17 protein-coding genes and 1 pseudogene are annotated in these 20,078 nt (G+C 45.8%); 16 read left to right on the top strand and 2 right to left on the bottom strand.

All coding sequences use genetic code 11. The features are described 5' to 3' along the window. Positions 1-22: 22 nt before the first annotated feature. From ASD40_RS35510 to ASD40_RS35490, 5 genes are all read left to right on the top strand, one after another. Entirely contained in the window at positions 23-619 is a 597-nt protein-coding gene (locus tag ASD40_RS35510; protein WP_057307841.1) for a TetR/AcrR family transcriptional regulator, read from the top strand. A gap of 7 nt (positions 620-626) precedes the next feature. Continuing rightward, positions 627-1,589 carry a PfkB family carbohydrate kinase gene (locus ASD40_RS35505; RefSeq protein WP_057307840.1) on the top strand — a complete coding sequence of 321 codons (963 nt, stop codon included), beginning with the start codon at positions 627-629 and terminating at the stop codon, positions 1,587-1,589. Positions 1,590-2,057: 468 nt separating this feature from the next. Next, positions 2,058-2,663, top strand: a complete 606-nt coding sequence (locus ASD40_RS35500) for a sensor domain-containing protein (RefSeq protein WP_063870897.1) — start codon at positions 2,058-2,060, stop codon at positions 2,661-2,663. Positions 2,664-2,747: 84 nt separating this feature from the next. Next, positions 2,748-3,401 carry a YkoP family protein gene (locus tag ASD40_RS35495; protein ID WP_063870896.1) on the top strand — a complete coding sequence of 218 codons (654 nt, stop codon included), beginning with the start codon at positions 2,748-2,750 and terminating at the stop codon, positions 3,399-3,401. After that, positions 3,398-4,165, top strand: coding sequence for a polysaccharide deacetylase family protein (locus ASD40_RS35490; protein ID WP_082562668.1), 768 nt, complete (start codon positions 3,398-3,400; stop codon positions 4,163-4,165). Before ASD40_RS35495 ends, ASD40_RS35490 begins: the two co-directional genes overlap by 4 nt. Positions 4,166-4,207: 42 nt before the next feature. Here ASD40_RS35490 and ASD40_RS35485 read toward each other — a convergent pair whose 3' ends face one another. Continuing rightward, a complete protein-coding gene (locus ASD40_RS35485) occupies positions 4,208-6,007 on the bottom strand; it encodes a helix-turn-helix transcriptional regulator (RefSeq protein ID WP_057307949.1) in 1,800 nt (599 codons plus the stop codon). A 124-nt stretch (positions 6,008-6,131) separates the two neighbouring features. Further along, entirely contained in the window at positions 6,132-6,716 is a 585-nt protein-coding gene (locus ASD40_RS35480; protein ID WP_057307838.1) for a sensor domain-containing protein, read from the bottom strand. A gap of 203 nt (positions 6,717-6,919) precedes the next feature. Here ASD40_RS35480 and ASD40_RS35475 point away from each other — a divergent pair. From ASD40_RS35475 to ASD40_RS35435, 11 genes and pseudogenes are all read left to right on the top strand, one after another. Next, positions 6,920-8,912, top strand: a pseudogene (locus ASD40_RS35475) (serine hydrolase). 250 nt (positions 8,913-9,162) lie between these two features. Further along, positions 9,163-13,035 carry an S-layer homology domain-containing protein gene (locus ASD40_RS35470; RefSeq protein WP_057307837.1) on the top strand — a complete coding sequence of 1,291 codons (3,873 nt, stop codon included), beginning with the start codon at positions 9,163-9,165 and terminating at the stop codon, positions 13,033-13,035. A 247-nt stretch (positions 13,036-13,282) separates the two neighbouring features. Next, the gene (locus ASD40_RS35465; protein WP_057307836.1) at positions 13,283-13,990 is read left to right on the top strand and encodes a flagellar biosynthesis protein FlgA; all 708 of its coding nucleotides are present in this window, start codon (positions 13,283-13,285) and stop codon (positions 13,988-13,990) included. 117 nt (positions 13,991-14,107) lie between these two features. After that, positions 14,108-15,343: a hypothetical protein gene (locus ASD40_RS35460; RefSeq protein ID WP_057307835.1), complete on the top strand. Its 1,236-nt coding sequence runs from the start codon at positions 14,108-14,110 to the stop codon at positions 15,341-15,343. A 25-nt stretch (positions 15,344-15,368) separates the two neighbouring features. Beyond that, positions 15,369-16,925, top strand: a complete 1,557-nt coding sequence (locus ASD40_RS35455) for an ATPase, T2SS/T4P/T4SS family (protein ID WP_063870895.1) — start codon at positions 15,369-15,371, stop codon at positions 16,923-16,925. Next, the gene (locus ASD40_RS35450) at positions 16,922-17,854 is read left to right on the top strand and encodes a hypothetical protein (protein WP_057307834.1); all 933 of its coding nucleotides are present in this window, start codon (positions 16,922-16,924) and stop codon (positions 17,852-17,854) included. Before ASD40_RS35455 ends, ASD40_RS35450 begins: the two co-directional genes overlap by 4 nt. Positions 17,855-17,867: 13 nt before the next feature. After that, a complete protein-coding gene (locus tag ASD40_RS35445; RefSeq protein ID WP_057307833.1) occupies positions 17,868-18,767 on the top strand; it encodes a hypothetical protein in 900 nt (299 codons plus the stop codon). Between the two features lie 15 nt (positions 18,768-18,782). Then, positions 18,783-18,932, top strand: a complete 150-nt coding sequence (locus ASD40_RS38385; RefSeq protein ID WP_164484210.1) for a hypothetical protein — start codon at positions 18,783-18,785, stop codon at positions 18,930-18,932. Positions 18,933-18,948: 16 nt separating this feature from the next. After that, complete coding sequence (locus tag ASD40_RS38380) at positions 18,949-19,095, top strand: hypothetical protein (protein ID WP_200957507.1); 147 nt, start codon at positions 18,949-18,951, stop codon at positions 19,093-19,095. Then, a complete protein-coding gene (locus ASD40_RS35440; protein WP_057307832.1) occupies positions 19,092-19,517 on the top strand; it encodes a hypothetical protein in 426 nt (141 codons plus the stop codon). Before ASD40_RS38380 ends, ASD40_RS35440 begins: the two co-directional genes overlap by 4 nt. 17 nt (positions 19,518-19,534) lie before the next feature. After that, a complete protein-coding gene (locus ASD40_RS35435; RefSeq protein WP_057307831.1) occupies positions 19,535-20,017 on the top strand; it encodes a hypothetical protein in 483 nt (160 codons plus the stop codon). Positions 20,018-20,078 lie beyond the last annotated feature (61 nt).

The following is a 20,078-nucleotide window of genomic DNA, read 5'->3' as shown; positions in this document are numbered from 1 at the left end:
GTACGAGGAGGGCGTTGATAGAATGGCTGAGCAAGAATTAGAGATGAAAATGAAAATTCTTCTGGCAGCGAAGAAGCTGTTTGCGAAGCACGGTTATGACGCGACAAGTGTTCGTCAAATATGTGAGGAGGCTGGGGCCAATGTGGCTCTGGTTTCTTATTATTTTGGCGGCAAAGAGAGTGTTTTCTACGAGATATTTAAACAGTTTTTCCCCACGAACAGGATAGATGATTATATTGCCATTGAGGATCCCATCGTAGGTATCCGGACAATCATTCAGGGTGTCGTAGAGCTTAGAAATGCTGATCCTCAAATGATTAGCCTGATTCAAATGGAGATTATTACGATTACCCCACGTTTGGAAAAAATGAGAGAGCTCTTGTATCCATTATGGAAAAAGGTAAGGGAATTTCTAGAGCAAGGAAGACTGGATGGGATTTTTCATTTTGAATCACTGGATAGCACGCTTATGTTTGTGCTGGGATCGATATTTTTTTATAAGCAGAGGGAGTTTTTTGAGCTTTTGTTTACGGAGGAACGGCCTGATACCCCGACTATAATTGAGCAAACGACAACTTATGTGCTAAATGCGTTAAGATACCAATGCAAAGGGGATTGATGGAGAAATGGGTAAAACGTATATCGTATGTCTGGGTGAGCTTTTGATTGATTTCGTACCGGAGGTGAACGGGCAAGCGTTGGCAGACGTTACGAGCTTCCAGCGGGCGGCGGGCGGAGCGCCGGCCAATGTCGCTGCGGCGGTAGCCAGGTTGGGCGGCGACGCAAGGTTTATCGGTAAAATCGGCCGTGATCCATTCGGCGATTTTTTGGTGCGCACGCTTGACGAAGTTGGCGTGCATACGGCAGTTGTGCAGACCGATGAGGCGAAGACCGGTCTGGCGTTTGTTTCATTGCGCACGGATGGTGAGCGCGATTTCTTGTTTTTCCGCGACCCGGCGGCGGACATGCTGCTGCGCGCAGACGAAGTCCAGGCGCAATGGCTGGAAGACGCCGCGGTCTATCATTTCGGCTCGGTATCGCTGATCGCCGAGCCTTGCCGCACCGCGACGCTGGACGCAGCACGACGAGCGAGAGAACTTAGCGCATTGGTGTCGTACGACCCCAATGTGCGCTTGGCGCTGTGGCCGAGCGCTGACGCAGCTCGGGCAGAAATCCTTGCGCAGCTTCCGCTTGCGGATGTGGTCAAAGTCAGCGAGGAGGAAATCGAATTTCTCCTCGGCGTGGATGTGACCACAGGTGCGCAGCAGCTGCTGCAGCGAGGACCTAAAGTGATTATCATCACTTTAGGTCCTGAGGGCTGCCGTGTCGTGACCGCACGGCAGGATGTCGTCATCCCCGGCACGCCTGTGGCAGCCGTGGATACGACTGGCGCCGGCGACAGCTTTGTCGGCGGCATGCTTTATCAGCTGGTTTCGCTGGGCGCTACGCCAGCAACCATCGTTGACGTGCTCGCCAAAACAGGAGCCGCTGAGCAGGTATTCGCCTTCGCCAATCGTGTAGGCGCAATTACGACGACGCGCAGGGGGGCGATTCCTGCGCTCCCTACGCTGGCGGAAGTGCAAGACTAGCTTGTGAGAATCCACCAATGCCCACTATCCCCACAGCTCAGAAATGGATGCGAGAAAAATCTCATCCAATTAACCGAAAGTTAACGGGATGAAGTAGTTTCCTGACGAATGAGCAATGCTGAGTGAAAGGGATAGTGGTTCTCAAGACGGCCAAGGCACAAACAGTATAGTGCAGGCTATAGCACCCTGCACTCTGAATTATTATAATTATGGTTTATATTTCAAAGAACGCAAATTTCGGATGGATATCCGGGGATGCGTTCTTTTTTGTTTACTTTGAGGCAAGGGAGCTCTACCTTCTACATTCCTTCTCGGAATTAGACGATAGGGTATTTTTTCCATGGAATGACCCTTTACCGACAACGTTTATCGAAAAGATCTGTCATATGACATTATGGCACTAGCCGATTTTACATCACAAGAACTAGCATAAGAGTTGTAAGGGATTTCTAAATTAGAGAGGAAGAGATGGACACGATTCAAATAATCCGGAAACACCTGAGAAACTTCTGTTTTTTGTTGCTTACTTTTGTAACAGGTTTTTTTTATTTTTGCTTTTATTTGGTGGGTATTACAATGGGGGTCACGATGGCGTTCACCTTAGTAGGGCTTCCAATCCTCCATTATGTTTTGCGTTCGACCAGAGCGTTAGTAGAGCACGAACGGATCCAAACCGAATGTTATACGGATATCTCCATTGGCCCGGTTCCAAGCCGAATAAGAACGGAAGGAAGCTTATGGGATCAGGTTAAAGCTGAACTATCCGAAGCGCGTAATTGGAGAGCAATATTCGGGCTGATGTTGATATTCGTTATCGGACTTGTCAGTGTGATTTGCGCTTCTCTTTTCTATGTGACACCGATTATCCTTTTGTTAGCGCCCATATTGTCCGTCTTTAATCTGTTAGATTATTTTTCATTCTTAGGGATGGAAATCAGAACGTTTAGCGACTCGCTCTACGTCATGCTTGCAGGAGCAATCCTAATATGGTTCGGCCCTTATTTGGGTAATGGCTTGGTAACGATGATTGGAAGCCATACGCGTCGTTTAGTTGAAGGATTTACTGGAAAATAAAGTGATAACAACAGATGATATGGAATTCCAGCTGTAGTCTAGGATGAATGGAATGTGCATATCAAATGTGAATAGGAGGAGATCATGACAGCGTCACTTATGCAAACATCCTTACAGTCCCTCTGGATGATGTGGGAGCACGTGTTTGAGTTCTTAAACAGATTTCGAAGCGAGTCTGTGTATAGATATGGCATATGTAAATTGGTGGTCAGACAGCATCACGGAAACAGTATTACCTGTCAAGACGGGCGCCGAATACTTGCCGGGGATTGGGTGGGCGAACTTCATCTGGATAACCGGCAGGTACTGAAGCTTACACGTACGGTCGGTGCAGATCGAGCCGGCTTGAGTACTGCACGCTTGTTTCGCATTGCAATCAAGCAAATTAGTCAGGAGCTGGATAGCAATCCGGAACTGGTGAAGGTCCAGGCCTTAACCGGGATCACGCTGCTTCATCGGGGGATCATTCACGGAATAGGGTTTGAACAGCATCCCATCGAGTCCAAATGGCAGCAACGATTTTATGCGATATATCTTCGCTTTCTTCTTCGTATGCTGCATCCGGAAGGGAAACAGCGAGTCGGGCACAGCATCGAGAAGTTATCTCCCATAATGATAGTGATAAGCAAACAGTCTCTGAAGGAACGTTTTACGGTACGGAAAAAAGATTCCAATCCATCATCTCTTGATGGTAACCAGGATCTGCGGGATCAACGGAAGAAAGAGGCGGTCTCATGATACAAAAGCTAATAAATTTATCCATAGATGTGATGATTCTCTATATGATAGTTCCCTTTATTCTTACAAGAATATGTAGGTGGGGCGTTCACTCCAAAGGAAAAGTGGCGAAGGGAATTGCCTTTACTTTCGATGATGGTCCTGACCCTTGCTACACGCCTAAATTGCTGGACTTGTTAAAAGAGCATGAAGTAAAGGCCACCTTCTTCGTACTGGGCAGCAAGGCCGAAAAATACCCGGAGCTGATTCAGCTCATGTACCGGGAGGGGCACCAAATCGGCATTCATAACTATACGCACACTTCCAACTGGATTTTGTCCCCATGGACGAGTAAACGGGAGCAAGCAGATCGCACAGCTGACATTGTCGAGCGAATCACAGGAGAGCGGCCTACCTTTTACCGACCGCCCTGGGGGCTTCTCAATCTAGGAGATCTCCTCTTGATGAGAAAGTCTTATCGGATCGCACTGTGGTCGGTCATTGTAGGAGATTGGAAACCAACGGTCAGCGCTGAAAAAATGAAGCGTGCCTTGTTGAAAAGGATTAAGCCTGGTTCCATCGTTGTTCTGCACGATAGCGGCGATACACTTGGAGCAGATGAAGAAGCACCGCGGCACATGATAGAAGGTCTGAAAGAAGTATTGGAAGAAATTCAAATGAAGGGTTTGAAATGTTTGCGAATGGATGAACTGCTGGACAAGAAAGCCAGGGGGATTGGGGACGTCGTGCCGAGAGGCAAATCTCCTGGTCAAGTCCATATGTAGGCTCGCTCAGTGAATGAGAAGGTAAGGATAGAAAGCCAGGATTTATTCAAGAAATCCGGCTTCCAATGCCTTCTGTACAGCTTCTTCCCGGTTGCGAACGCCCAGTTTCATATAGGCTGTTGAGGCATAATTCCTCACTGTGCCGTCAGATAAGTATAATTTCGAGGCGATGGTTTTATAACGTAGACCTTTGGATACAAGTTGTAGAATTTCAATTTCGCGTGGAGTTAGGTCGAAGTTTTCGGTTGCTTTCGGTTTCAATAATTCGATTTCATTATTGTCCATTTCGAGCTTCTCAAACAATTTATGGGACATTTCCTGATCAATCAGTGTGCCCCCGCGATAGACAAGACGAATGTTCTCAGCAAGCTCACGCGGTTCAATAGATTTCAATAAGTAACCATCCGCTCCGCTTCGCAGAACTTCCAGGGCTTGTTCGGTGTCCTGAAACGTAGTAAGAATCAGAATACGGATGTGAGGCCATGCTTGCTTGATTTTTTTTGATGCTGAAATCCCATCCATGTTGGGCAAGTCCAAATCCATGAGAACCAACTGTGGCTGACACTGCTCGCATAACTCAATGGCTTGTTCGCCATCCTCGGCCAATCCCACCACTTGCAAATCCTTGTGTCCCTCCAGAATGGTCCGGAGGCTTTCTCTGATGAAGGGTTGGTCATCGACGATCAGTAAGCGAATGACCTCATCCGATAATTCCACTTGCCTCGGCAATGTGCAGGTAACAAGCGTTCCTTCACCATGCTTTGTATAAACAGAGACTTGCCCTTGTAGATTCATGGCTCGCTCTTTCATCGCGTTCAAGCCGAAGCCATCCTGCCATTTCTCCTTCCCAGTACCGTTGTCCTGTACTTCGAGTCTAGTGTGCCGCTGCTCAAATTGCAGTGAAACGGTAATTTCCGTAGACTGCCCATGACGTACAGCGTTAGTTAACGATTCCTGCAAACAACGAAAGAAGGCCATTTTGGCTTGCTTGGGTAACGGGTATTCCTCACCAAAAGTTCGGAAGCGAACGCTCACTTTGGCATGTGCTTGAAATTCTTCTCCTAATTGCTGCAACGACTGAAGCAGCGGAAGCGTCTCCTGCGGTGACTCTAATTGATGCAAGTATCCTCTGACTTCGTCCATGCCCTTGCGAGCTAAATTCAACAGAGAATCGAGCTTCTGTTCCCCGGCTTCCATAGAAAGTTCCGGACGCAAAGTTTCTAATCCCATGATAATAGAGGTATAGGAATGTCCAACCGTATCATGAAGATCCTTGGAGAGCCGATTGCGTTCTTCAGCTAGTGTGATGCTTTCGATTTGGGACAAATACTGTTCTAAAACCGTATTCTGTTCACGGATGACCTCACTTTGCCGATGATTGACCACCAGTAAATGAAAGGCAAACCCAATGGCATAAGCGAGTCCGATGTGGCTCATCATGATCCAATAATTGTTTTGATGAGAAAGCAAATTTATGAAAAGAGGTATGAGAAAGATCGTGACGGGCCCTGACCAACGATAGGATTGGTGAGCGCTGTTCACTGCAATCAGGAAAGCATATGTCAGAAATGAGAGATAAGCTTCCGGGAACAAAGAAGTTAAATACAAGATTAGTCCGCCAGAAAAAATGATTTCTGTAAGTAGATAATACTTATAGTTGAGCAATAAACAAAGCCAAGGAACAGAAAAAGCAATAATCTGCCAAAAAATCAAAGCCCACAGCGGCAGCGGTATTTCAGCATGCAAATGCACGGTGGTAACCATGAGAGAAATACTTAAGATAAGTCGTAAAACGAACATAATCCAGTCATACCAGAACCACTGTTTTACTGTTTCAAACAAGTCCATCATCCTCTACTAAACCTTCTGATTCTTGCTGTTTCCTAACCAGTATAGAACAAATTTTTATTAAACGATACTATCTCAGCTAGTCGTGGATACCTGTAAGTTGGGGACGCAGCAGCTATCAGTTTAACCTTCTGATCATTTGACGTGTGTAACCGCCGATCAACCGTACCAACCCATTTGCTAACCAAGCGCTCACAAAAGTCATAAGAATCCCCACAACTGATACAAGAAGAGATTTCGTGAATGTATCTATCGGTATTCCAATGACGTTTATGTCAGAAAAAGGAAGTAACAACGGAGCCAGGATAAACAAAAGAGGCGTCACATAGAGCATGGCTGCACTTAGGAGACAAAGAAGCCCAATCAAAAATTTCAACATCAACCAACAGATAGCGATCCAGTTGCGGGGATCTTGAAGCTCCTCTTTGGCTTGCTCCCAGAAAGACGCCTCTAGTCTTATTTTCCGTTCGTAAGGCGGAGTGGTGATATCGGTATAGATCTTCGTTTGTATACGTTCGAATTGTATGAAAGTTGACGTGGTTCGCAGTACTTGTGTGAGAAGTGGAATGCCTGCCACTGTAAAAGAAAGACCAAAACCTAAGGTAAGGGTAACTAGATAAAAACAAAAGTAAAATAATCCTGTAGCAAAAGTGAACAGTAAGAAGTAGCCATTTTGAATGAAGCCTATGATCTTCTTTTTCATGAATAACTCATCGTCCCTTCAATGTAATAGCCGTATCCTACTGCTTTCCGTGTCAAATAATCTAGTGCCAAAATGTCATATGACATTATTGGGAAAGCCAAGTAAACGATGACGAAATGCAACTTGTTCGTATGACAATCGTTTTGCAATACTGGGTAGGCCGAGCGTTCACAGGCTAAAGCGAAAAAGAGGAGATGGATATCATGAGAAAAATAATTCGCAACACCAGTCTCGCAGTACTACTATTATCTGCGAGTGTCGTTACAGCTTGTACTGCTTCAAATGGTGCACCAACATCAGTACCGGTATCAACAGAGAAAGTCAGCTTGGAGGGACCTCTAGATGGGAAAGAAGTAGAGGCGTTCGCTGATCCCTTATTCGCAGATAAGATGAAGAAATTTAATACGGTCGGCTCCAATTTCGTAGTCGTCAAGGATGGGAAAGTAGTGTTAAGCAAAGGCTACGGATATGCAAATAAGGAAAAGAATATCCTTGTCGATAAAGACACTATTTTCCAAATTGGCTCTGTTACCAAGTCTTTTACAGCATTGGCGGCTATGCAGCTTGTCGATCAAGGGAAAGTGAGTATGACTCAAGATATTCAAGCATATCTTGGAGGATTGAAAGTACCGAATACAACGGGAAAACCGCTGACGATGTTTGATCTGCTTACTTATTCGAGCGGTGTGGACTTACCGGATATCGTCACTGATTTTTCGCTGGAGCATTTGAATAAGGACATTCCAATGAAGGGGTATTTTAATACGCATATGCCGACTGTGGTAAGACCCCCCGGAGAAGCTTATACGTATGACAATTTTGGTTTTATGTTAGCGGGATATGCGGTAGAGAGCGTAAGCGGCATGCCTTATTCTCAATATATGGAGAAGAATGTATTCAAACCATTAGGGATGAACAAGACCGGTGTTCGATTAACTCCTGAGGTATTATCCAATATGGCTGCACACTATGGACCGAATGGCGAGCTTCAGCCGACAATTGGATTTGCGCCGTCAGAGAAGCCTGAGGGAAGTATGACTTCAACAGGCGAAGACATGGCTAAGTACTTGATCATGCACTTAAATAAAGGAGTATTTGAAGGCAAAGAAATCGTAAGTAAAAAAAGCGTCGATCTGATGCACACCTACCATATTTTCGCTGACCCAACAATTCCTATCACAACCGTTGGATTTGAAGGGTATTTCAACAATTTGATGAATGGCCAGCATGTGATACTCAAGGGAGGGAATGTTCCGGGCCATTCCTCGTTGATCGCCATCCTGCCAGAGAAGAATACTGCTTTTTACATGTCTTACAACAACGATTCAATGATGAGTTTAGAAGTGTACGAGGCATTTATGAATCACTATTTTCCTAAGACTGGGAAAACACAGCCATCCAACCTATACGCCAATCAGTGAGCAAGCAGCTCAAGCATACATTGGATTATACAAAAATACGCGTGTACATGCGTTAAGGACTCAAATTTCTTATGCGGACGGGAATTTGCTCATGGAAACGGGGACTACGGGCAAGCACACGCTGAGAATGGTCCATCCGCTTCTATTTGAAGACGAAGCCGGTAATAAAATGGCATTCAAGAAAGATGAATCGGGCAATATCGCCTATTTCTATTATACGAATCCAAAAGGACTGGATTTCGTTGCTCATGCGCAAAAAGTGAAGATGAAAGCGGCATTTTCCGATGTGCCTAATGACAGTCTATTTAAATCGTATATTGATAATCTAAACGGATTAGACATTATGGGAGCCAAGTCAGGTGACCGCTTTGACCCTAAAGGAACGATGACACAAGGAGAATTTGCGGATGTGCTGCTGCGCGCCCACGGTTGGCATACAATTTCGGATTTGTTCGAAGGGAATAAGAAACAGATGATAGTTGGAATACCCAATTATCAATCAGCGTCTCCAATCACAAGACAAATGGCGGCGGTTATGATTCAAAATCTCAAGCAAGCAGCGCCTGGAACCAATGTTAAGCTAATCGGCAAAACGGATTCTTGGGCGGCTGAAGCTATCACTGCGCTTGTTTCTCAAGGCATTGTAGACCCGGATACGAAGGTTAATTCGGATCAGACTGTTGATTTCCGCTCCACACAAAATTTGAGTCGTCAAGAAGCCAGTGCATTACTTGATAAAGCTTTTGGTTACTACACATTGCCAATTAAACTCTAAGGGTCAAGGGCTGGCGATTAACGGAAAAGTGTTAAAAGAAAACAAATAAATATTTACATCACTCCCCAAAAACCGCGAAGCCTTGATGCTACGCGGTTTTTGTTCTTTTTTATACAAAGTCTTTCATTATTCTTTTATTGGGCTTTAGTAAAATTAAAGAATAGAGATTGCAATATTCATTGAGACTTGTTTCGACGTGTACAGTTAAGATTATGCAAGTAGGATCAATCATGGGAGTGGGAGAACAACGATGTTTCTATTAAAATTATCAGCTTCTACAAGAGTGCTGCGAAGTTTCACGATTCGTTTGTTAGTGGGATTAATGTTATTTAGTTTGTTCGCGCCTTCACTTGCGTTAAATGCATCGGCAAGCGGAGGCAACGCTGGACCGGACGGCAGTCCTGGTTGGACCTATTGCGCGGATGAAGGGATGACTTGCACCTTCCTGGGAACGAAGGAAGTCCGATATTGGGGATATGACGATAACAGCCAGACCTCGATCGGTTATCGGACAAGCGTCGCAACGAACAATATTGATTGTACAACGGCTGCTTTCGGCGGAAGCGATCCCGCGAACGGAGTTGTAAAAAGGTGCTATTATAGCGGCGTGCAGTTGGACAGCGGGGGGATAACTACAACGATTAGCGGACTCAACAAGATTGTTACAGTTACCTTTAGTGTATATGCCTTGCAGGCGGGAACCGCGGATGATTTGAAGAGTAAGATTACCGTGAAAAAGACGAGTGGAGGCAGCTTCGCGGCGTTAGGTCAAGCCGATACGGTGGTGAATGCAACCTATACCCCTACATCGAGTAAGCTTGAGATTCATTTTGAAGATACTGTAACTGGTTCGGAAAATGCAATTCGAATAGATGGCGGGGCGTTCGTAGATAGCTCGGGCTCTCTATACAGTCAATCGATCGAGATTGCACCGCTCCGATTTGCCCCGCCGGTTCTCGTCCCCGACGCGACCGATAATTATACCGTTAACGACATCGAAATCGCGTTCGCGGACGATCCGCTGTGGCGCGGGGCGATCACGGCAGTATGGAACGGGGGATTCTCGTTAATCGAGGGGACGCAATACGTTGTCACGCCAGGTCTCATTACGATCAAAGCCGGCGTGCTTGCCAGTGGCACTTATAACCTCCTGATCAAGGCAGCGGGGTATTCGGATGTGACGCTGAATCAATCCGTTATCAAGTTTTACGAAGAACCGGAATCGGGAACGGGTACGGAAGCCGATCCGTATATTATTGCAACTCCCGAACAATTGGATGGCGTTAGAGAGAATATGGGGTACCTCGAGCATTATCGGTTGAAAAACGATATCGATTTGAGCGGTTACCCGAACTGGGTTCCGATTGGCACCAGTAACGCCCCCTTCTACGGACACTTGGACGGCAATGGGAAAATCATCTCGGGACTAACGATCACTAGCGTTGGCGGAAATGTAGGACTATTCGGGAGGACGTGGACGACTAGTTCGATTAAGAACACGAAGCTGCGCAACGTGAATATTACAGGTGGATATAGCGTCGGTGGATTGGTTGGCACCAATACCGGCATCATAGAAAATTGCTCCGTTACGGGGACGGTGAGCGGAGAATACTACGTCGGCGGATTGGTTGGCGGTAGCGGCGCAATGGAGATCAGCAACAGCCTTTCCTCGGCGGATGTGAGCGGATTGAACTATATCGGCGGCTTGGCTGGATCACTTGATGGAACAATCAGCCATAGCTATGCCACAGGAAACGTGAGCGGTCAAGAAGCAGGAGGACTAGTCGGTATAAACAGTGGAGAGATCCTTTACAGCTTTGCCACGGGGAATGTAACGGGGACGAATATGCAGGATATAGGCGGCTTGGTCGGATTCAACTTCATGGGAAAGATCAGCTATAGCTACGCCTCGGGGAAAATGAACGGAAGCTTTGGAGTAGGAGGCTTAGTCGGTTTCAATAGCAATGGAGAGATTAGCAACAGCTACGCTTCTGCCGCAGCTAGCGGAAGTTATGGCGTAGGAGGCATGATCGGGGTTAACAATAACAGTTCTGGCGGAGAGATTATCAACAGTTACGCGTCAGGTGCCGTGAACGGAAGAGAAATGTATAGCGGGGCTCTGGGTGGGTTAATAGGAAAAGACAACTTGGGAATCATCACGAATAGCTTCTACGACTCAGTAACTACCGGACAATCCGTATCTGCCGGAGGGGTAGGTAAATCAACCGAAGTCATGAAGGATAGAGCTACCTACGAAGAAGACAGCGCTAATGCTTGGGATTTTGTGGATTTCTGGGCAATAGATTCGTCGCTTAACGGCGGGTATCCTTACTTGCGAGACATTCAGGTATTTTTAACCTATGACGGGAATGGAAGTGCCATCGGGGCCGTTCCGGCCAGCGTCTCTTTCATGCCGGGCGTGGTAGCCGACATTTATTCGGGAACTGTGGATTTACGCAAAACGGGATATCTCCTCGATGGATGGAACACGCAGGCTGACGGCGATGGTGATTCCTACTTGCCGGGGGATTCCTTCCGCATTACGTCCAATGAAATTTTGTATGCGAAATGGAAGGCGGCCAGTGCGATAGCCACGCTGACTTCGACGATCGGGACCGTAAGCACGGGAGGAACGGCGAACGAAAGGATTAAGAGCGTTCCGAACGGAACGACGTTAGCCGCATTCAAGGCGGCAATTACTCCGGCCGCGGGAGCCTCGTTTGAGATCTACGATGCGGATGGAACGACCGTTGCGACCGAGCTTGCGACGGGCAAGAAGGTGATCGTCACCGCCAAGGATCGAATCACTACGGTTACGTATGCGGTGATGGTGAATGCACCGATAAGTAGTGCGGCCACGCTGACTTCGACGATCGGGACCGTAAGCACGGGAGGAACGGCTAATGAAAGCATCACGAACATTCCGAACGGGACTTCGTTAGCTGCTTTCAAGGCAGCGATCACGCCGGCTACAAGTGCAACGTTCGAGATCTACGACACGGACGGAACGTCCGTAGCGATCGAGCTTGCGACGGGCAAGAAGGTGATCGTCATCGCGGAGGACGGGTTAACGAAGGTGATCTACACGGTGTCGGTGAACGCTGCGGCGCCGAGCGGAAATAGTGGAAGCGGCGGTTCGCCAAGTGATACTCTCGTAAGATCGACGGATGGCAGGCTGACGCTTCCGGCAGGTAAAGCGGGAGAGGTTAGCTTAGACAATGAAGTCGTCGTCTCGATCCCGGCCAATGCGACAGACAAAGAAATAAAAGTCACCATCGATAAAGTAACGGACTCTCAGAAGCTTCTCGTGAATAATGAAGTTCTAGTCAGCGCGGTATTCGAGATTCTGAAGAACTTCCCGGAAAACTTCATGAAGCCGGTAAAGCTGATCTTCACCTTTGATCCGAAACAAATAAAGGGGAATCAAAAGCCCGTTGTCTTCTACTATGATGAAACGAAGAAGGAATGGTTGGAAGTCGGCGGTCTGGTAAGCGGCAACCAGATCACCGTAGAAGTAGATCACTTTACCAAGTATGCGGTATTCACCTTAAATCAAGGGAAAGAACCTGTTAAGGATCCTTCGGCCGACTTCAGCGATATCTCCGGACACTGGGCGGAGTCAAGCATCAAGCAAGCGGTTAGTATTGGCCTTGTTAATGGGTACGCCGACGGAACGTTCAAACCGAGCAAATCCGTGAGTCGAGCCGAATTTGCTGTCATGTTGATGAATGCGTTGAAGTCGCAAGAAGCGGGCACAGAGTTGACTTTCACAGATACCGCGAAGATCGGATCCTGGGCCCGGAAAGCGGTCGGGCAAGCGGTACAAGCGGACATTATTAATGGTTATTCGGACGGCTCATTCCGTCCGACCGCAGAAATTACGCGCGCCGAGATGGCAGTAATGATCGCGAAGGCGCTAAAGTTATCCATCGTGCCGGACGCCGCAACCGGATTCTCGGATGACAAGAGCATTCCGTCATGGTCGAGAGGCGCAGTAGCCGTAATAAAGGAACATAACCTTATGGAAGGAACGGGCACGAACCGTTTCAATCCTAGTGAACAAGCAACGAGAGCGGAAGCCGTAACGGTTTTGATGAAGATGTTGGCGCTTAAGGGGAAGTAGAAAAGCCGCGTGGGATCAACACATCCAGTCTAATACTTTATTTTCCTTGAACAAAAGGACGCATACTAGGCGTGGTTTTCAGAACGATTGTAAAAATATGTTGAAAAATGGAAGATCATATGCTATTTTAAATATATCGTTTTATTTACTCAATCAAATATGTTTTATTTGCGAAGAACGCAGATTTCGGATTTATATCCGGGGTTTGCGTTCTTTTTTATTTTGGTGAGAAAAAGGGGGTGAGGTTTTGAATCGCAGGAGAAGCCTGCTTATTAGTTTGCTTGCTGCGGTTATGGCGGGGTTGCTTGTGTATGGGGTGTATGTCATGCAAGTGAATCAGGTCGAGCTGCAGCAGACTGTTCAGGTTGTGGTTCCGAAGGACTTTATTCGGGCAGGTGTCTTGATTCGTGAGGATATGGTGGAATTTAAAGCTGTTCAGAAGGGCAGTTACACTGAAGGCATGATGACGAAGCTGACGGAGGTGGTTGGGCTGGAGACGTTGATACCGCTTGGTAAGCAAGAGCCTATTTTGAAATGGAAGGTGAATCGTTATCATCTGCTCCCCAATGAGCAGCAGGCAACTTTTCAAATTCCTAAAGAATATTTATTGTCAGTTTCAAATGGTATTCGTGCCGGGGATCGGGTGCGTATTTATGTATCTGGTGCCGACGGCAGCTCGCGCAGGCTTTTTGATGAAAAGGAAATTACGGTTGCTTCCGTGAAGTCCTCGGCAAATGTGGAGGTGGACAACCCGAAGAGTTCTAATCTGCTATCCAAAGTGGAAGGCGATAAGGAAAAGATGTATGCTTCCCGATTGGAAGCGAACGGTGCTATCGACCAGATCAACCTTAATTTAGCGGAGAGTGAGTGGCTTCAGATTGATCAATTATGCAGCTCGAAGAAAGCGAGGTTAGTCATCGCGTTCAGTTCCTCTTCTATTTTGGAGGGGGAATGAAGGGGAGTATGGTTGAATGTGGAGGAACGAAGGTAGGAGATTTAACGAGAGTAAGATGGAAGGCAGAAGAATGAAAAGGTGTATGAGAACAGTGAGGAATGAAGGGAGGTAAGAGATGTGCATATAGGGCTTCTATCATCGGATCAACGATTAATTGATGAGATTACGAATGTGGTTTATTCGAAGCCATTAAACTGGATGATCTGCCCGGCTGCGGATGATTTACGTAGTAAATTAACGGAGATACCTTACTCGCATACGATTATTTCGGATCGGGAAATGGATTTTGGAGACTTTGAAGAGTTTCTTGAGGAATTACAGCACCAGTATGAGGATTTAAAAATTATTGTTCTGCTCTCGAACTATCACGATGCTTCCATTAATGAAAAGTATTTAAAAATGTGCAAGCTGATGAAGCTTGATTATGTTCAGCCAGGGCGCAGCACCGCTGTTATTGCTGACGATATTCGGGCTTGGGTTGATGGTTATGGGACAGATCATGCGAATCAACAATCGTCAGGAAAGTTAATTACTTTCATCGGCTCAACACCGAATATAGGTACAACGTTGGCTTCATTTGGTGTAGCACATGCGCTAGCCTTAGAGACATCAATGAAAGTCGGATATTTGTGCCTTAATCTAAAAAGTTCTAAACTTCATCGTTATTTAGGTCGAGATGAGCATGTTTTTACTTTGGATGGTCTGAGAGCGGAGTTGAAAGCGCAAAGTCTGACACCGGAAAGGCTGCAGCAGGTATGCGATAAGCCGAAAGAGGCACAGGGGCTGCATATCCTATATGGGAATATGCTTCGAGAACAGGCGGAGTTTTTTACGCCATCGGAGATTATTCATTTGTTGCGTATCGCACGGGGCACTTTTGATGTATGCATCATAGAAGTGAGCGCTTATTGGGACAATGCGGCGACTGTTTGCGGACTGCTCGAAGCAGATAGCAAAATTGTGGTAACGACAGCGGATATCGCTCATTTTCAAGAGGATTTTTCGAGGTGGATTAGGCAGGTTGGCGCTGTTTTTGGTCTTCAACCGGATGGCTTTGAGTTAATGGCTGTTCAAACGGATCGGCATGCCAAGCATAGCGAGTTCACGATTAAAGATATTCGCAAGGAGACACAGCTGCATCTGATAGGTCAAGTATCCTGGCATGCTGATGCGCTTTCTCGTTGTAATCAAGGTAAACTGTTGGACATGTTCGTGCCGACCCACGCCATGCATGAGGAGGTTAGGGCGGTTTCTCGAAAATTCATTGATTACTATAAGCTGCCAAGGAAGGTGAGTTTACGACAAGTAACATGGCTGCAAAAGATCATAACAGGCAGACGTGCTGCAACTTAAATCAAGTAGGGAAGAGGTTAAGGGAGTGAGCGAGGTAAGGTTTTCAATCATTACATACATGCATGAACGCAAAAGCGAAGGCGAAGTAGTTGATTTGACTCCAAGAACTGAGCTGGAAAAGAGAAGAGGATCAGATTATGGCTCGGTGAGATCTGGTTTTGGGGCAGAGCATGGTGGTCGGACTCTGGGCTCTTTGGGAGAAGAGGAAGATGGCGAGGGAAGTGCAAGAGCTATCAGCGCTGAAAGAGCTGAACTGCAAATGCAGGGGGATGCTCTTTTTAACCAATGGGTACAGGATATTCGAAGCGAACTTGTTTCGATGAAGGGCAGGACTGAGACCGAAAAGCAGCTGTATAACGAGACGTTGAATCGTGCGATTCTTGGTTATGACGAGGATCGGGGCAAGCTTCTTGCGATTATCCATGATCTGGTTTCGAAAAGAAGGCTTTCAGATGTGCCTCCGAGGACGAGTGGTTATACGACTTTGCCAGAAGCCATTTTTGCAGAGATTATTGGGCTGAACGTTCTTGAACTTGTACTAAAGCAAAAGGAGGGACTTGAAGAGATACAGGTTGTGGGAAGGCAAATTTTTGAAGTGCGTGGCGGGGTGGCAATGCCGTCTGCCTATTCGTTGCCTTCTGTGCGTGAATTAGAGAGGATTCAGCAGAATTTGGTTCTTTTTAACAATGACACTTTGAATCCTAGGAAGCGATGGGCAGAGGTTGTTCTGCGGGACGGATCCCGCGTTACGATGACGGGGTTCGGGTTCACGGCTGAACCGACATTAACGATTCGCTTTTATACGATTAAGCGGTTTGATTTGGCGTCCCTTGCTGCTACGGAACTAGCCACAATGGATAAAAGGATGGAAAAGCTGATTCTGATCTTGATCCGATCCTATTTTAATATGGTGGTTATCGGTCCTACCAACTCGGGGAAGACAAATTTAATCAAAGCGATTATTGCCGAAATGGACGATAATGAACGAATTATTACGATCGAATCGAGATTCGAGTTGAATTTAAAACGCGATTTTCCGCATAAAAATATCGTCGAATACGAAATTGACGAGGAAGATCCGCGGCATTCTGGGCTGCAAGCTTTTAAATTGGCATTGAGGCAATCGCCAAAGCGCATTTGTCATGCTGAAATTCGGGACGATGACGCGAACCTTTATGTGAGGGCTTGTACGCGGGGGCACGAGGGCAGTATTACGTCGGTTCATGTGAGTGAACTTGAGGATGTGCCTGATGCGATTACAGATATGTGTATGCTGGATGGCAGGGGGATGAATCCGCTTCGACTAACAAAACGGATTACAGAGTTTGTGACACAAATCGGTATGGAGATGGCTGTCGTTGATGGAAAAAGAAAGATTGTGCGGATCGTCGAATATCGTTATGAAAATGAGGAGGTTTGCGTCACGGATCTCGCAGTTTATGACAAGTCGACAGAGGAATGGACATTTCCCGGGAAATTGTCGCATCATGCATCGCGGAAAATTGTTAAGTACGACAAAGAGGCGCTAGCTTTGTTGAGGGAACTCGGATTTATTGAGAAAGAAGGCGAGTATTATCCATGATTTTCGCCAAATATGTATTTCTCTTGTTGTTATTTGTTCTAGTTTTTGTACTTATTCAATCGCTTTTACACGTACTTATCCGACAACGCAAAGCCAGATATAGGCTGCATTATGTCAAAACCTCCACGTTCGTCGCTAGATTCAGCGAATATTTGGGAAATAGGAGCTCTTTATTTAAGCATATAAAGGAAATGATGGAATCCGTCGAATCCAAAATGAGCATGCGAGGCATTATGACAGTCAGTTTCGTTTTGTTTTTAGTCGGATTATTGGCGGGGACGTTGTTTTTTCAGACGTTAAAAGGGGTCGTTATCATTACTTCTATCTGTGTTTCACTTCCTTATCTGCTGCTTCGGTTGAAGCTGGTCAGTGTCAGACTGCAAACCCGATTGGAGTTTCTTCCGGCCATTGAAGTGTTTTATCAGTACTATATGGTGGATCCAAATAAAAATATGAAAATGGCTCTTAAATATTGTTTAGAAGAGAATCGCATTCTTTATCCGATCAAGCCCGTATTTGAGCAATTATACCGGAATCTCATGACGCAAAGGGATACGGAGGAGAGCTTGCGCATTTTTTCACTCACTTTGGGCCATACATGGGCCGATTATTTTATCGGTGTCATGCGTGTTGCTTTGACGGAAGGTAGCTTTGTCGGTGAAAGCTTAAAGGATTTGATTGTCGATATGCGGAAAGCGCAGCGATTCGATCAGTTGGAAAGAAATCGACTTCTGGAGATACGTATTGCTAATTTTACGCCGATATTATTTCTTGCCTTATTCTTATTTATTAATTTCAAGGTAAACACGGAGAACGCTTATTTGTATTATATGGTTGACCCTGGCGGGCGAAACATGATTCTCGATGCGCTTCTGCTCATTTTCGTCTCGTTTCTAATGGGCATGTACTTATCTATGCGCAGAATGTGAGGGATTTACTTCCATGATTATTGAAAGCACGCAACTAGCTAATCTGCAGATGGTTTCTAATTTGCTGCTCTTTCTTCTTTTCATGACTGTTTTTTATCACTTTTTCATGCAAATGCCTGCACGTAAGAAGAGATGGAGATCATTACATGTCAAAAAAGCACTGCAAGAAACAAAACTTCCTTCATGGCTGTTTATATGCTTAGGTATGAGTACGAAAATTGTGGAGGAAAAGCGTCAACTGCTGCTGGGGTGCGGTATTTGGATGAATGCTAACCTGTATGAAGGTGTGAGAAGGATAGGGATGGGTGGCGCACTTTTGCTTGGTAGTGTTGCTTATTTAGCTCTGCAGTATCCGATGCTAACTTTGTATATACAGCCGATTTATGTCATGGTTGGGACTGCTTGCGTACTCATTTTTTTGTTTTTTGACAAAAAGGTGCTGGCTCAATTGAAAGAAAAACGAGCACATCGAATAGTCCGAGAGATTTACGTGATAAGTCATCATCTTCTCTACTATAACGATTCTGGGCTGAATTTACATGCCAAGCTATCTTTATGTGTTTCACAAACGCGCTCCATCCGGTCGCACTTTCAATTGATGTTGAATGAATGGTATCAAGGCTCGGAAGAGGCTATTAACCATTTTAAAATCAGACTAGGGACAGACGAAGCACACAGTTTTGGAGAAACGCTGAATGCTTTGAGACTGAATGAGCATGGCAGCTATTACGAGTTGTTGAAGCAAAGAATTCAGGACTACAAAGAAAAAATGGAACTGGTTCGAGATAGTAGAAAAGAAACCGTGTCTTATCTTTTGTTTGTATTAGCAGGATTGCCGATTTTGAACACATTTCGGGTATTCATGTACCCGTGGATTGCTGAAGGCCAGCGATTATTTAATGCGATTAACTAAGGGGAGAGGGAAGTTATGAGAAATATTTTGATTACAGTTATGATGCTAATTGTTGTGGCATTACTTTTTACATCGATTATTAATGATGGATCGACAGGTATGAGGCGGAATATTTCGACGCACGGAACGCAGGCAAATACGGATATAACGGCATTAAGGCCATAATGATGGAAGATTTGCTGTGAGATCGATCCTAGTTACGGTGATGTTGATTATGGTGGTGATTGTCATATATAACAATGTGGTTGGCGGCGGCACAGGTACTCGGAAGCAAGTAAGCAACAGCGGGGCAAGGATCAATGGGACGATTGAGCGGATTAATCCATGAAGCAGATTTTGGTGTTTATCTTATTTGCGACGATGCTTTGTTGGTTTATGTTTGCGCCGGTTTATAAGCATGTCATTATTGTTCGGCAGGCTGTTTTGCAAAAAGAAGTCGATTATTTGCTTGAAATCGGTGCTAATGGCAGACACGGTTATATTAATAGCACCATGATTCAGGAGTCTAGGGATCGGATGGCGGAAAGAGGCTTCATTCCGGGAGATCTCGTTTACACGGTAAATACGACTACGGGGGTCGGGGGAATGGATCCAGGAATGCCCGTTTGGCGAGGAACGGGATTGAGTTTGAAAATGACGTATCCGTATCATCGACTTTTTGTCATTGATCAGCTTGTGGGGATTACGGTTCCTTCCGGATCTGATCGTATGGGGGCAACAGGCATGAAGATGAGTGAGTACGTACCTTAAAGGCCTGAGGTGATGTCTTGTATAAACTGCTTTTAATCGTCTTGATGAGCGTCGTTTTTATGTCGCTATATGGGCTGCAAACCGACGAGGAATTGGCGATGCATACGGTTTTTCACGGGAAGCATGCATTGAATAATTCGGTGCATGCGGCGGCTCAGCAAAGTGATCAAGTAAAGCTGGCAAGCGGTATTCACAGTATTGATGAGACGAAGGCTAGAGCTGTGGCCATGCAATATTTGCAAGCTAATTTAAGATTAAATACGGCGAATGATCCGCTGCCGAGTACGTTTTTGCGCAGCAGGGTTGTCGTGGAATTATTTAAGATTATTAATGATAATGAGGTATTTCCTTATACGTATGTGAATGCGGGAAATGGCTACTCTGTAACGCTGGATCGACCTGGTGTGATTATGTTCATCCGGTTGGAGTTTCCGCGGACTTATACGGTTTTGCAGCCGATTACTTGGACGATTAAGTCTTCTGCGGAGATGGTATTTTGACCACATATGTAAGTATAATGAGAGGGTGAGGTGTGAAATTCAGGGTTACGAGGAGCGATAC

This window comes from Paenibacillus sp. Root444D2, assembly GCF_001426375.1.
GTDB lineage: Bacteria > Bacillota > Bacilli > Paenibacillales > NBRC-103111 > Paenibacillus_E.
This window is presented reverse-complemented; position numbering and strand designations above follow the sequence as displayed.